Raw genomic sequence first — 13431 nt, forward strand, 5'->3', positions numbered from 1 at the left:
CCGACCGGGGGTAGTCAGGTGCCCGTGGGATCCACCGGCGTCAGGCCCAGCCGCAATTCGCCGCTGTCCACCGGGCACGCGTAATCGGCGTCGACCCGGAACAGGTCCAGTGCCCCGCAGGTTTCCAGGACGAACAGGTGGCGGTCGGCGCAGCCGCGCAGTATCGCCTCGCCGCCGCGGCGGCCCGCCGCATCCGCCAACGAGATGAGGAAGGCGGCTCCGGTCGAGTCCACGAACGAAGTGCGGCACATGTCGATCACGAGCAGGGAGCGGCGCAGGCCTGCTATCCGCGCGGCCACCTCGGGGAAGCGGTCCTTGACGGAGAAGTCGAGGTCGCCGACGATCACCAGGGTGGTGGTGGTGACGGATGTCGCGAGCTCAAGCATGGTCTGAACAATAGTTCGTCGGCGGCGAACTTGCCCGATTTGTTCCGCCGCGCCGCGGAAGTTACGGAAGTTTTCTCGAACTTTCGGCCACGAAGAGGGACTCGGCGTTCCCGCTCGGTAGACTTGGCGAGGACCTGGAGCTGCCGCCCGGTCCCTGTGGCCCGCCGCCGTGCGCGGAGCCAACGTAGCCAACCAGACGGCAGCAAAGGTGGGAGTGTCATGCCGGCGATCGTTGTCGTAGGTGCCCAGTGGGGGGACGAGGGCAAGGGTAAGGCGACGGATCAATTGGGATCCAGCGTCGAATACGTTGTCAAGTTCAACGGCGGAAACAACGCCGGGCACACCGTTGTCATAGACGGGCAGAAGTACGCGCTGCACCTGCTGCCGTCCGGCATTTTGACTCCCGATGTGACCCCCGTGATCGGCAACGGAGTCGTCGTCGACCTGGATGTCCTGTTCGAGGAATTGGACGGGATCACGGCGCGCGGCGTGGACGCATCGCGGTTGCTCATCTCCGGTTCCGCGCACGTCATCGCTTCCTACCACCGCACGCTCGACAAAGTCACCGAACGCTTCCTCGGTAAGCGCCGCATCGGCACGACGGGGCGCGGTATCGGCCCGGCCTACGCCGATAAGATCAACCGGGTCGGCCTGCGGATGTGGGACCTGTTCGATGAGAAGATCCTGCGCGCGAAGATCGAGGGGTCGCTCGAACAGAAGAACCAACTGCTGGTAAAGGTCTACAACCGTCGCGCGGTATCGGTGGACGAGGTTACCGACGAGTTGCTGCAGTACGCCGAGAGGTTGCGGCCGATGGTTACCGACACCGCGGTGGTCCTGAACACGGCACTCGATGAGGGCAAGACCGTCCTGTTCGAGGCGGGGCAGGCGACCATGCTGGATATAGACCACGGGACCTACCCGTTCGTGACCTCCTCGTCGGCGACCGCGGGGGGCGCCTGCACGGGCTCCGGCGTCGGCCCCACCCGCATTGACCGAGTCATCGGGATCGTCAAGGCCTACACCACCCGCGTTGGCGAGGGGCCGTTCCCGACGGAACTATTCGATGAGTGGGGCGACCGGCTGCGGACGGTGGGCGGTGAGTTCGGGACGACGACCGGGCGACCGCGCCGATGCGGGTGGTACGACGCGGTCATCGCGCGGTACGCCACCCAGGTCAATGGCCTCACCGACTTTGTCCTGACCAAACTCGACGTGCTATCCGGCATCGAGCAGATTCCAGTGTGCGTTGCCTACGACATCGATGGTGTGCGCACCGAGAACCTGCCGACCGATCAGTCGGCATTCCACCACGCCCGCCCCATCTACGAGTTGTTCCCCGGCTGGGAGGGCGACATCTCCCAGGCGCGTTCGTTCGCGGACCTGCCGCGCCAGGCACGCGACTACGTCGTTGCGCTTGAGGAGCTATCCGGCACGCGCATCTCGTCGATCGGGGTGGGGCCGGGGCGCGAGGCGACTTTGCAGCGCCACAGCCTCGTGGACTGAGACTTTGCCGGGGTCGGTTCGGAGATTTGATAAAAGTATAGATAGGATATCCCGACTTCTCTTTAGGTAATGGTGGGCTGTTCGAGGCTCAACGCGGTGACAGGCGAGAGTGATGAGTAGCGAAAACGGTTTGACCGGCAGGCAGCGTAATCGCGCGGCGGCGCTTGAGTACATTCGGCGTGCGGGAGGGTGCTCCCGCAACGAGCTCATGGACTATCTGGGGCTCTCTCGCGGCGGCGTGGCTCACCTGGTCAACTCGTTATTGGAGACCCACGACGTCGAGATTGTCGAGGAAGATTCGCGGCCGATAGCCAAGCGCGGCCGGCCGGCTTCCAAGATCATCTACAAGTCGCCGCCGGCGCTCGTGGTGGGAATTGACTTCGGGCACACCCATGTCACCGTCGCCATCGCCGACCTGGGCGGACGGGTTTTGGCGGAGCGGACGATCGCGTACGACGTCAATAAGGACGCGCCGGGGGCCTGCGCGCAGGCGCGAGTGATGCTCGACGGGTTGCTGTACGAATCGGGCGCGGGCAACCCCGTCATCTACGCGGTTGCCGGCATCCCCATTTCGATCGATCGGCGCACCGGCGGCATGCGTGCCAATATGCGGCGGTCGAGCTGGGCGCAGGGGCGCCCGCAAGAGATCATCGAGAATGCCCTGGGCATGAGCGTCCGGCTCGAACACGACACTAACCTCGGGGCGCTGGGGGAAATGCGGGTGGGTTCTGCCCGCGGCCTCACGGACGCCCTCTACATCAAGATATCCAGCGGAATCGGTGCGGGGCTGATCTTCGACGGGAAAATCTACCCGGGGTCCAGCGGTTTCGCCGGCGAAATTGGGCACATCAAGGTTCCCGGTTCCTCCGAATTGTGCCGCTGCGGTTCGCGGGGGTGCTTGGAGGCGCTGGCCGGCATCGAGCCGGTTGCGCGGCAGCTGTCGATGGCGACGCGATCGACGATCGATGAATCGGGCAGGATCATCACGCCTGGCCACGATCCCGCCGCCGAGCGGATCCTCATGGAGGCGGGCTGGACGATCGGCCGCCTCATCGCGGACCTGGCGAACTGCCTCGATCCGCAGACGATCATTCTCGGTGGTCGCCTCGGCGCGGAAAACGAGACCGTGCGCGAGGGGGTGGCGCAGGCGATGATGCGGCACGCCGAGCCCGCGATCGCTTCGACCATCCCGGTGCGGCGCGCAAGCCTTGGGCAGCGTGCGGAAATCGTGGGCGCGGTGACGCTGGCCGTGGACGATGCGGTGGTGCTGCTTGATTCCCAGCGCACTGCCGCCGACGCCACGCGCGACCGATAGAATCTTGCCTCGTGAAGATCCTTGTCTTGGGCTCAGGTGCCCGCGAACACGCCATCGTCCACTCGCTCGCCGGCGAACAGGAAGCCCACGAGTTGCACGCCGCGCCCGGAAACCCGGGTATTGCGGAGCACGCCGTGCTGCACGAAGTGAAGGCCGATGACCCTGCGGCGGTTACGCGGTTGGCCAAGCAGCTAACGCCGGATCTGGTCGTCATAGGCCCCGAGGCACCGTTGGTGGCGGGGGTCGCCGACGCCCTGCGCGAGGCCGGTTTCGATGTCTTTGGGCCATCCGGCGCCGCGGCGCAGCTGGAGGGCTCCAAGGCCTTCGCGAAGGAAATCATGGCCGGCGCGGATGTCCCCACGGCGCTGGCGCACGTGTGCACCACCATCGCCGAGGTGGCGGACGCGCTCGACGCATTCGGCGCTCCCTACGTCGTCAAGGACGATGGCCTGGCCGCGGGCAAGGGTGTCATTGTCACCTCCGATCGCGAGGCCGCGCTCGATCACGCGCGCGCCGCGCTCGCCGCCCGCGGGGACGATGGCCGCGTCGTCATCGAGGAATACCTGGACGGGCCCGAGGTGTCGCTGTTTTGCATCAGCGACGGCAAGGACGTCGTTCCGCTGGTCGCCGCGCAGGACTTCAAGCGCGCGCTGGACGACGACCAGGGTCCCAACACGGGGGGCATGGGGGCATACAGCCCGCTCCCGTGGGCGCCCGCCGACCTCACCGAAATCGTCATGGACCGCGTGGCACGTCCGACCATCGCCGCCATGGCGAATCGCGGAACGCCCTTTGCGGGGGTCCTCTACTGCGGGCTGGCGCTGACTTCCCGGGGCGTGCGCGTCGTGGAATTCAACGCGCGCTTCGGTGATCCGGAGACGCAGGTGGTGCTTTCCAGGCTCCAGACCCCGTTGTCGCAGCTGCTGGTGGCCTCCGCGCGCGGAACCATCGGTCAGCTCCCGGCGTTGCAGTGGAAGGACCAGGCGGCAGTGACGGTCGTTGTGGCCGCCCACGGGTACCCGGGGGAGGTCCGGGCGGGGGACCCCATCACGGGAACGGATGCGGCCGCGCGCGTCCCCGGAGTGCACGTCTTGCACGCCGGCACGGCCCTTGACCCGAGCGGCCGCTTGGTGTCGGCCGGCGGGCGCGTCTTGAGCGTGGTTGGCGTTGGCGCAACTCTGCAAGAAGCGCACGATGCCGCGTACCGGGGCGTCGCCCTCATCGATCTGCCCGGCTCCCAGCACCGATCGGACATCGCCGCGAAGGTGCTGGGCTAACTCCCCGCTTGCGCGGCGACGCGCGAGACTTGCAAGCCAGCGGCGTTTCGCCAGTAGACCTCGATGGTGATCGGGTTGCCCTGCGCCACGGTGTCGCGTTGGACCACGACCTGCGTGATGGCTACCGGACGCGGGCTATCGCCCATGACGTCGGCGACGGCCCGCCCGATCTGTCCACCAGAGACGTCCGCCAGCGCGAACGCGCTCGCCGAAGTGGGTGCGGTAAGCGGGTCGCCCAGCGAAACCGCGGTGTCCTCGACGTAAACGTAGTCCTGCCAGGCGCCGTCTGCTGCCTTTCCCGTTGCCTGAATCTGCGTCGAGGTGAGCAGTAGGCGGCTGAGCGCAGTGATGCCGTGTTCGGTATGCAAGGCGTCGAGCGCGCGTTGCGGCCAGGGCGAAGCCATGAGGCCCGGATCGAGCGTTGCCTGCGACGTTGCGGCGGCCGATGGCGTCGCGGGGGAGCCCGCCCGCCACGGCCCCCACCAGGCGACGGCGATCAACGATGCGACGACCGCGCCCGCCGCGATCCACCACCACCGCGCGGCGCGCCGGGAGGCGGGCGAGGCCAACTCGTCGGCCAATTCCTCCCACTCATCCCCCTGCCCGCGCGGGGGCTTGTCGGGGTCGGTTGCCAGGCCCATGTTGCGTTCCTTCGCTTCGGGATTTTTGCGCACGCTCACTATGGACCACACTAGAGGGGTGATCTCGGAATCGAATGACACCGCTCCGTCCGGCTGGACACACGCCTACTCGGGAAAGGTGCGCGACCTTTACGTTCCCGACCTCGAATTGTTGGGCGGCGCGCATCCGCTCGGCGATGTCGTCTTGGTCGTCGCCTCCGACCGGATCAGCGCGTACGACCACGCGCTGTCGCCCGAAATCGCGGACAAGGGACGAGTCCTGACCGCCTTGAGCCTGTGGTGGTTCGAACAGATCAGCGACATAGTCGACAACCACGTCGTATCCGTTGAGGTATCCACAACCCACGCCGATGGCCTGATCCCGCCACAGTTCGCCGGCCGCGCGATGATTTGCAAGCGCCTGAACATGTTCCCGATCGAATGCGTCGTGCGCGGGTACCTGACGGGCTCGGGCCTGGTCGAATACCGCGCCGCGCAGGCCGCGGGACTGCCGGGGCAGGTGTGCGGCGTCGAACTGCCCACCGGACTCACCGATGGCTCCAAGCTTCCCGCGCCGATCTTTACCCCGGCCACCAAGGCGGAGCTGGGCGATCACGATGAGAACATCTCCCTGGCGCAGGCGGCCGCCCGCATCGGCGAGGAGCCGGCCGCCCGGCTGCGCGACCTATCGATCGCCGTCTACGAGCGCGCGGAGAAAATCGCCCGCTCCCGCGGCATCATCGTGGCCGACACCAAACTAGAGTTCGGGATCGACTCGGCGACGGGATCGATCGTGATCGGCGACGAGGTGCTCACTCCCGACTCCTCACGCTTCTGGCCCGCCGACGAGTGGGAGCCGGGGCGCGCGCAGTCCAGCTTCGACAAACAATTCGTGCGCGATTGGCTCACCTCCCCGGATTCGGGCTGGGATCGCGCGGCCGACGGGACGCCCCCCGCGTTGCCCGCCGTCGTCGTCGCGCGGACCCGCGCGCGCTACCTTGAGGCCTACGAGCGCCTGACCGGGCAGCCCCTGGCGCAGTAGCCCCGGTCGAGTAGGATAGTTGCAAACCGCCCACCACTTTGAGAGGGAGCCCCCTGTGGCACGAGTGATCGTCGACGTCATGCCCAAACCTGAGATCCTTGACCCGCAGGGCAAGGCGGTGGCAGGTGCCCTACCGCGACTCGGTTTCACGCAGTTCGCGTCGGTGCGTCAGGGTAAGCGATTCGAACTCGAAGTGACGGGGGAAATCACGGACGAGGTCCTGCTCGCCGCCCGCCAGGCCGCCGCGCAGGTGCTGTCGAACCCGATTATCGAGGATGTCGTGGCTGTCACGATCGCGGAGGACGACAAGTGACCGCAGCGGCCGGGGCCCGCATCGGCGTCATTACGTTTCCCGGCACGCTTGACGACCGCGATGCGGCCCGCGCGGTCCGCCTCGCCGGCGCCGAGGCCGTGAGTTTGTGGCACGGCGACGACGACCTGCACTCCGTCGACGCGGTGGTGGTGCCCGGGGGTTTTAGCTACGGGGATTACCTGCGCGCCGGGGCCATTAGCCGCTTTGCGCCGGTGATGCGCGCCGTGATCGACGCGGCGCAGGGCGGGATGCCGGTGCTCGGTATCTGCAACGGGTTCCAGATACTGACCGAATCGCACCTGCTGCCCGGCTCCATGATCAAGAACGATCACCTGCATTTCGTCTGCCGCGAGCAGCAGCTACTCGTTGAAAACACCTCCACGGCGTGGACAAACGAATACGCGAAGGGCGAGATAATCACCGTTCCGCTCAAGAATCAGGACGGCCAGTTCGTCGCGGATCAGCGCACGCTCGACGAACTCGAGGACACCGGGCGCATCGTGTTTCGATACGAAGGCGTCAACCCCAACGGTTCGCGCCACAACATCGCCGGCATAACGAACGAGCGCGGCAACGTTGTCGGCTTGATGCCGCACCCCGAACACGCGGTCGAGGCGGGCTTCGGCCCGACGGCCGCGGACGGTTCGCGCACCGGCACCGACGGTTTGCGCTTCTTCACCTCGGCCATCGCCTCCTTGGTAGCGTCGTAGCGGGTACCCATGTGGGCAAAGCGTGCACGCACCCCACGGCGGCGCCGGACGGCGATCGCATTGGGCGGTGTGCTCGCATTCGTGGTCGTCTTCGCCGTTAGCGTCTACGCGGCCACGTCCCAGCAGCGTGCGGCCAGCGCCACGTCGCAGGCAACCATCGGCGGGGGGACGGGGAACTCGTCCCTGCCCGTGCAGACCACCACCGAACAGCCGTCGCCCGCGACGGACGGACCGACGGAATCGGACCCGGCAGCAATATCTGGGCAGTCGGCACCCTCCCTCGAAGACGTATCCGCATGGCCGATCGAGCAGCAGGTGGGGCAGCTGTTCATGGTGGGTGCGGCCGCGACCGGCGACGACGCGCAGGCGGTTTCCGCGATTGAGGAACGCCACGTCGGGAACGTCTTCTTGCACGGTCGATCGCAGGCGGGCGTCGCCGCCACCCGGAAGCTAGTGGACACAATGACCGCGCTGGTTTCGCGTGAAACCACGCGGGACCTGCCGCTCTTCGTCGCCACCGACCAGGAAGGCGGCGACGTGCAGGTACTGCGCGGGAGCGGCTTTTCCGACATTCCCGATGCGGTCTCCCAATCCCGCGAAACGGAAGGGGACCTGCAAGAGTTTGCGACCATCTGGGGCAAGGAACTGGGGTCAGCGGGGGTGAATCTCAACCTCGCACCGGTGCTCGACGTTGTGCCTAATAAGGCAGCCGCCGCAAATAACCCTCCGATCGGTGCGTTCAAACGCAATTACGGCTATGGCCAAAAATCGGCGATGCGCGGCCTGGCCTTCGGGCGAGGTATGCGCGCTGCGGGGGTTTTGGACACGGTCAAGCACTTTCCCGGCCTGGGGCTAGTGGCCGCCAACACGGACGTGAGCGCGGACGTAGTTGACACAGAAACGAGCGCATCGTCGCCGTCCGTCCAGGTCTTTCGCGCCGCCATCGAAGACGGTGCGCCCTTCGTCATGGTGTCGTCCGCCACCTACCAAAAGATCGACCCGGACACCATCGCCGCGTTCTCTCCGATCGTGATCGAGGACCTGCTGCGCGGCGAGTTGGGTTTCGCCGGGGTGGTAATCTCGGACGACGTTTCGGCGGCGAAGGCCGTCGCCGCCTGGACTCCCGCCGAGCGGGCGGTGAATTTCATCGCTGCCGGAGGGGATATGGTGCTGGTGTCCGCTCTGCCGTCCGCGGCCCCGGAGATGATCGACGCGGTGGTGGCAAAGGCAAAGGCCGATCCCGCGTTCGCCCGGCGGGTCGCGCAGTCGTGCCACCGCGTGGTCGTCGCCAAGCAACTGCTGTAGCGCGCGGCGTAGGACCGGGTTCGGGGCGATCAGCCCGCGGCGGCCCGCGCCGCGGCGGGCAACGCGGCAAGGATTCGTTCCACGGCGGCATCGTCGTGGGCGGCCGACACGAACCACGCCTCGAGCGCGGACGGCGGCAGCAGCACGCCCGCATCCGCCATGGCGTGAAAGAAGGGGGCGTAGCGAAAAAGCTCCTGGTCGCGCGCCTGGGAGTAGTTCTTGGGGGCGTGTTCGCGAAATGCCAACGATACGAGGTTGCCGGCGCGTTGGACCCGGTGCGCGACGCCGGCAGCGTGCAGCGCCTCGCGGAGCCCGGCGGCGATGGCGGAGGCGGCCTTGTTGATGCGGGCGTACGCCGCATCGTCAGCATGGCCGAGCATCGCCAAGCCTGCGGCGGTTGCCAAGGGATTTCCGGACAAGGTTCCCGCCTGGTAGACGGGGCCAGCGGGCGCCAAGAGCCCCATGAGCGACCCGGGTCCCGCCAATGCGGCGAGCGGCAGGCCGCCCCCGATGACCTTTCCGAAGGTGAAGAGGTCGGGCGACCACCCCTCGGCCGCACCCTCCAAACCCCACCATCCGCGGGGATCGACGCGGAATCCGGTCAGCACCTCATCGAAGATGAGCAGGGCGCCGTCGGCGGCGGTGATGGCGCGCAACTCTGCGTTGAAGCCGGGGCGCGGTGGGACAACGCCCATGTTGGCGGGCGCCGCTTCGGTAATGACTGCCGCGATGCGGCCCGGATGCGCGGCGAACGCATCGCGCACGGCCTGCGCATCGTTGTAATCGACCACGATCGTGGTTGCGGACACCGCCGCCGGAACCCCGGCCGAATCGGGCAGCCCGAGCGTCGCCACCCCGGAACCCGCCGCCGTCAGCAGGCCGTCGGAGTGCCCGTGGTAGCAACCCGCAAACTTCACAATGAGATCGCGTCCCGTTGCGGCGCGGGCCAGGCGCAGGGCCGTCATGGTCGCCTCGGTGCCGGAAGACACGAAGCGGACCTGTTCGACCGGGGGAATGCGCTCGACGATGGATCGGGCCAGTTCGGTTTCCCGCGGGTGGGGAGCGCCGAAGCCCAACCCCGCAGCGGCCGCCGATTGCACGGCAGCGACGACCTCCCGGTGCGCGTGCCCCAACAGTGCGGGCCCCCATTGGCCAACTAGGTCGACATACGTTGCGCCATCGGCGTCGGTGACGTACGCGCCGCGCCCGCTGACCAGGAAGCGGGGGACCCCGCCGACGGCACCCCACGCGCGCACGGGCGAATCGACGCCGCCGGGAAGGACCGCCCGCGCGGCACCGAACAGTCGTTGGTTCGCGGTGCGTCCCGTCACAGAGTTCCCGCGGCTATCCACCCGGCGGCCTGCAAGGCGAAGTAGGTCAAGATGATCGAGGCCCCCGCCCTCTTGATCGAAAGCAGTGACTCCCCGGCGACGCTGTCGGCATCGATCCAGCCGTTGGCGCCCGCGGCCGCGATCATCGAATACTCACCAGAGACCTGATAGGCCGCGACCGGCAGATCCGACGCTTGCGCGAACTTCGCTACGACGTCCAGGTAGGAACCGGCGGGCTTGACCATGACCATGTCAGCGCCGGCAGCTGCTTCCAACGTTAGGGCTCGCAAAGCCTCGCGCTGCCGCGCGAAATCCATCTGATAGGCCCGCCGGTTGCCTACCAGTGTCGATTCCACCGCGTCGCGGAAGGGACCGTAGAAGGAGGAAGCGTACTTCGCGGTGTAGCTCAGGATGGAGGTGGCGGTGAACCCGGCCTCATCCAGGGCGTGGCGAACGTGGGCGGTCTGCCCGTCCATCATTCCGGAAAGGCCCACGGCGTCCGCGCCCGCGCCGGCGTGCAGCACGGCCATGGTGGCGTAGGTCGCCAGCGTGGCCTCACCATCGATGTGGCCGTTCTTGCCAAGAATGCCGCAATGGCCGTGGTCGGTGAACTCGTCCAAACAAACGTCGGAAAAAATGACCAGGTCCTCGCCGGCCTCCTGGCGGGCGGCGCGGATCGCAACCGGGAGGATCCCGCTGGGGTCCGTTGCGCCAGAGCCGAGGCGATTGCGCACCGACGGCACCCCGAAAATCATCACGCCGCCGATGCCGGCCGCGGCCGCGGCGCGCACCTCCTCGCGCAGGCTGGCAATGGAGTGCTGGACGACCCCGGGCATGGAGGGGATCGGCACGGGCTCGGTGAGTCCCTGCTTGACGAAGACGGGCAGCACCAGATCGCGGGGGTGGATGCGCACATCCGCGAGCAGTTCGCGCATGGCCGAGGAGGTCCGTGCGCGCTGGGGACGGACGATGGGCATGTTACTCCTTGCTGAGCGGCGGCAGAATCTGGTTCAGGGCGGCGGCTAAGCCGATGGCGTCGGGCGACACCGCAGTCGCCGCGAGCGGCATTCCCAATTCGCATACTGCGCGGGCGGTGACCGGGCCCAGCGCGACGACGGGGACCGATCGGGACAGGGGATGAAGTCGCTCCCATGAGCGGGCGCTCGATGGCGATGTCAGAACGACCGCATCCGGCGGTTTATTCAGTTGCTGCAATGATACTTCGTCGGCGGCGATACAAGATGTTTCGGACAAAACGACTTGGTATGCGGTGATTCGCCGCACACGGTGCCCACGCTTTTCCAGCGCCGCGGCGATCGCGCCCGCCGTGCGCGCGGACGCCGGTATCGCGATGCGAGACGAGGGGCGCAATTGCCATGCATCGAGGGCGCTATCGCGCAAGGTTCCGTCCGCCTCCCACAGCCCGGCGGCGCCGCTGAGCGTGCGGGTGACTTCGAATCCCGCCCGCGTCGCGGCGGCGGCGGTGGCGGAGCCGATGACTTCGACCGCAAAACCGCCCTGCCGCTGCGCATCGCGCAGATCCGCCCCGGTGCGTTGCAGCGCCTCGATTGTCCGGGCGCTGGTGAGAAAGAGTTGGTCGAACTTCCCCAGCGCCAAATCGGCGACGAGTTCCGCCACCGCCGTCGCATGGGCCTGGTAGTCGGTGCGCAGCAACCTGATCGGCACGGGGATGGCCCCCGCTGCGCGCACCGCCTGCGACCAGCGGTCAGATCCGTCGGAAGGTATGGGCGCGGCAACCAGGGGGGCGTCGACTACGGCGCGGCCGGGCCCGCGGCCCCCGCCGGCGGGCGCTTCCGGGTTCGGGGGCGCGGGGGGCGGTGGCGACTGCGCGCCAATTCCATCGCACGTGCCCGCGCCCTGGGCCAGCAGCGCGCCGGCGACCAGTCCCCCCGCCGCGGCGGCGCTTGGTGCGGTGGCCGTCGCGCGCAGCGGGGCATCCGCTTCCCGCCACAACGTGGCATGAACGGTGACGCGATCATTGTGTGCCCGCGCCCACGCGCCGAGCGCCGCGGTGCATCCGGCATCGAGGCGTTCCAGCACCGCGCGTTCCGCGGTCGTCTCCAACCGTGACGTGGCATCGTCCAGTCGTGCCAGTGCCGCGATCGAAGCTGCGTCATTGGCCCGGCATTCGATCGCTAGCGCACCCTGACCGGGCGCGTAGGGTGCATCTACCGGATCGAAAATGTCCGTTATTGCATCGATCCTGCCCAGGCGGGCGAGGCCCGCGACCGCCAAGACCACGGCGTCCAATTCGCCATCGGCAACCTTTTGGAGGCGGGAATCGACGTTTCCGCGAAGCGGCTCAACGCGCAGATCCGGGCGCCGGGAAAGCAGATGCAGCCGCCTGCGGGCCGATCCCGTGCCCACGCGGGCGTCAGCGGGCAGCCGCGAGAGGGGCAGACCGTCGCGCGCGCACAGGGCATCGCGCGGGTCGACCCGCGCGCTGATCGCCGCCACGATGATCCCGGGCGGTTGAGCTACGGGCAGGTCCTTGAGCGAGTGGACGGCAACATCGCAGCGACCGGCGATGAGCGCGTCGCGGACGCCGCTGACAAATACACCCGCACCGCCGATTTGTTCGATCGGAGCGTTGCTGCGATCCCCGCGCGTGGAGACCACGACCAGTTCGGTCGCTATCCCGGCTTCGCCGAGCAGGGAGGCTATTGTGCCCGATTGGGCGCGTGCCAGCGCCGAGCCTCGGGTGCCGATGCGCAAAGCGCGGTGTGCCGTCACGGGACAACCTTGCCAGTATTTTGCGCCAGCGCGCCCACAACGTCGCCGACGACGATCACCGCGGGCGATGTGATGCCGTGTTCCGCTGCGTCACCGGTCACGTGTCCGAGCGTCGAGACGATGTGGGTCTGATTCCTGCCGAAGCCGTCGTGAATGATCGCGACCGGAGTCGAACCGTCGGCACCCGCTGCCGTGAGGGCCTGGACGTGGCTGGCCAACAGCAACATCCCCATGAGTATCACGAGTGTGTTGCCGCCGCTAACCAGCGCGCCGTAGGCGCTCGCGGTTGCCCGCGGCCAGGCTTCGTGCCCGGTGGCGACCGTGAAGCTGCGGGCCACCTGCCGCGCCGTGACCGGGATGCCGACGCTTCCCGGCACGGAGATTGCGCTGGTGATCCCGGGGATCACTTCGACCGGGACGCCGGCAGCGAGGCAGGCGTCCACTTCCTCGCTGCCGCGTCCAAAGACGAAGGGGTCGCCGCCCTTGAGTCGCACGACGTTTTTTCCGGCGCGGGCGGACTCGATGATTTTCTCGTTAATTGCCTCTTGCGGTACGCGGTGGTAGCCGGGGAGCTTGCCGACGTCGAGCAGAACGGCCTGAGGGGCGAGCTCGCCGAGATCGTCCGTGGGGCCGAGGCGGTCGTAGAGCACCACCTGCGCGTGCCGCAGGGCGCGGGCCCCCGCGACGGTGATGAGATCGGCCGGCCCGGGACCGCCCCCGACTAGGGTCACGGTTCCGTACGGGGGCCGTTCGGTCATGGCTGTGTGGTCCTCCCGGTGTAGTTGGCAGCCGAGTGCGGATGCCTGGAACAGCATTATTGTGCCGCTTTTGTGTCGCCTTTGCGTATTCTGTCTGCCCTTTGGGCAATCTGG

At 67.7% G+C, this 13431-nt stretch carries 13 protein-coding genes; 7 read left to right on the plus strand and 6 right to left on the minus strand.

Annotated features, from left to right (window positions below):
* Nucleotides 1-14: 14 nt before the first annotated feature.
* Nucleotides 15-386 carry an STAS domain-containing protein gene (locus FB389_RS07465; protein WP_142112388.1) on the minus strand — a complete coding sequence of 124 codons (372 nt, stop codon included), beginning with the start codon at nucleotides 384-386 and terminating at the stop codon, nucleotides 15-17.
* A gap of 219 nt (nucleotides 387-605) precedes the next feature.
* Between FB389_RS07465 and FB389_RS07470 the strand changes: the two genes are divergently transcribed.
* The 3 genes from FB389_RS07470 (at nucleotide 606) to purD (ending at nucleotide 4484) form a co-directional block, all read left to right on the plus strand.
* Entirely contained in the window at nucleotides 606-1892 is a 1287-nt protein-coding gene (locus tag FB389_RS07470; RefSeq protein WP_142112390.1) for an adenylosuccinate synthase, read from the plus strand.
* 112 nt (nucleotides 1893-2004) lie between these two features.
* On the plus strand, nucleotides 2005-3207 hold the full coding sequence (locus tag FB389_RS07475) for an ROK family transcriptional regulator (RefSeq protein ID WP_142112392.1): 1203 nt from the start codon (nucleotides 2005-2007) through the stop codon (nucleotides 3205-3207).
* A gap of 11 nt (nucleotides 3208-3218) precedes the next feature.
* Nucleotides 3219-4484, plus strand: a complete 1266-nt coding sequence (purD, locus tag FB389_RS07480) for a phosphoribosylamine--glycine ligase (protein WP_142112394.1) — start codon at nucleotides 3219-3221, stop codon at nucleotides 4482-4484.
* Here purD and FB389_RS07485 read toward each other — a convergent pair.
* Nucleotides 4481-5164, minus strand: coding sequence for a hypothetical protein (locus FB389_RS07485; RefSeq protein ID WP_142112396.1), 684 nt, complete (start codon nucleotides 5162-5164; stop codon nucleotides 4481-4483). The genes purD and FB389_RS07485 overlap by 4 nt on opposite strands.
* Before the next feature lies 1 nt (nucleotide 5165).
* Here FB389_RS07485 and FB389_RS07490 point away from each other — a divergent pair, with 1 nt between their 5' ends.
* From FB389_RS07490 to FB389_RS07505, 4 genes are all read left to right on the plus strand, one after another.
* A complete protein-coding gene (locus tag FB389_RS07490) occupies nucleotides 5166-6146 on the plus strand; it encodes a phosphoribosylaminoimidazolesuccinocarboxamide synthase (RefSeq protein ID WP_142112398.1) in 981 nt (326 codons plus the stop codon).
* A 55-nt stretch (nucleotides 6147-6201) separates the two neighbouring features.
* Nucleotides 6202-6459: a phosphoribosylformylglycinamidine synthase subunit PurS gene (purS, locus tag FB389_RS07495; protein ID WP_142112400.1), complete on the plus strand. Its 258-nt coding sequence runs from the start codon at nucleotides 6202-6204 to the stop codon at nucleotides 6457-6459.
* Nucleotides 6456-7169: a phosphoribosylformylglycinamidine synthase subunit PurQ gene (gene purQ / locus FB389_RS07500; protein WP_142112402.1), complete on the plus strand. Its 714-nt coding sequence runs from the start codon at nucleotides 6456-6458 to the stop codon at nucleotides 7167-7169. The genes purS and purQ overlap by 4 nt, the downstream gene beginning before the upstream one ends.
* A gap of 69 nt (nucleotides 7170-7238) precedes the next feature.
* Nucleotides 7239-8474: a glycoside hydrolase family 3 N-terminal domain-containing protein gene (locus FB389_RS07505; RefSeq protein WP_170207928.1), complete on the plus strand. Its 1236-nt coding sequence runs from the start codon at nucleotides 7239-7241 to the stop codon at nucleotides 8472-8474.
* Between the two features lie 29 nt (nucleotides 8475-8503).
* Here FB389_RS07505 and FB389_RS07510 read toward each other — a convergent pair whose 3' ends face one another.
* The 4 genes from FB389_RS07510 to cobA are packed head-to-tail and all read right to left on the minus strand — an operon-like array spanning nucleotide 8504 to nucleotide 13317.
* Nucleotides 8504-9805, minus strand: a complete 1302-nt coding sequence (locus tag FB389_RS07510; RefSeq protein ID WP_142112406.1) for a glutamate-1-semialdehyde 2,1-aminomutase — start codon at nucleotides 9803-9805, stop codon at nucleotides 8504-8506.
* Nucleotides 9802-10782 carry a porphobilinogen synthase gene (gene hemB, locus FB389_RS07515; RefSeq protein ID WP_142112408.1) on the minus strand — a complete coding sequence of 327 codons (981 nt, stop codon included), beginning with the start codon at nucleotides 10780-10782 and terminating at the stop codon, nucleotides 9802-9804. Before hemB ends, FB389_RS07510 begins: the two co-directional genes overlap by 4 nt.
* 1 nt (nucleotide 10783) lies before the next feature.
* A complete protein-coding gene (gene hemC, locus FB389_RS07520; protein ID WP_142112410.1) occupies nucleotides 10784-12559 on the minus strand; it encodes a hydroxymethylbilane synthase in 1776 nt (591 codons plus the stop codon).
* Complete coding sequence (cobA, locus tag FB389_RS07525) at nucleotides 12556-13317, minus strand: uroporphyrinogen-III C-methyltransferase (protein WP_142112412.1); 762 nt, start codon at nucleotides 13315-13317, stop codon at nucleotides 12556-12558. Before cobA ends, hemC begins: the two co-directional genes overlap by 4 nt.
* Nucleotides 13318-13431: the final 114 nt, after the last annotated feature.

The sequence above is a fragment of the Rarobacter incanus genome (assembly GCF_006715765.1).
GTDB lineage: Bacteria > Actinomycetota > Actinomycetes > Actinomycetales > Cellulomonadaceae > Rarobacter > Rarobacter incanus.

What these genes read in the sequence shown, in the direction of transcription:
- cobA (WP_142112412.1), bottom strand. Translation starts at nt 13,317, where the DNA reads ATGACCGAACGGCCCCCGTACGGAACCGTGACCCTAGTCGGGGGCGGT.
- hemB (WP_142112408.1), bottom strand. Translation starts at nt 10,782, where the DNA reads ATGCCCATCGTCCGTCCCCAGCGCGCACGGACCTCCTCGGCCATGCGC.
- FB389_RS07475 (WP_142112392.1), top strand. Translation starts at nt 2,005, where the DNA reads ATGAGTAGCGAAAACGGTTTGACCGGCAGGCAGCGTAATCGCGCGGCG.
- FB389_RS07470 (WP_142112390.1), top strand. Translation starts at nt 606, where the DNA reads ATGCCGGCGATCGTTGTCGTAGGTGCCCAGTGGGGGGACGAGGGCAAG.
- FB389_RS07490 (WP_142112398.1), top strand. Translation starts at nt 5,166, where the DNA reads ATGGACCACACTAGAGGGGTGATCTCGGAATCGAATGACACCGCTCCG.
- FB389_RS07465 (WP_142112388.1), bottom strand. Translation starts at nt 386, where the DNA reads ATGCTTGAGCTCGCGACATCCGTCACCACCACCACCCTGGTGATCGTC.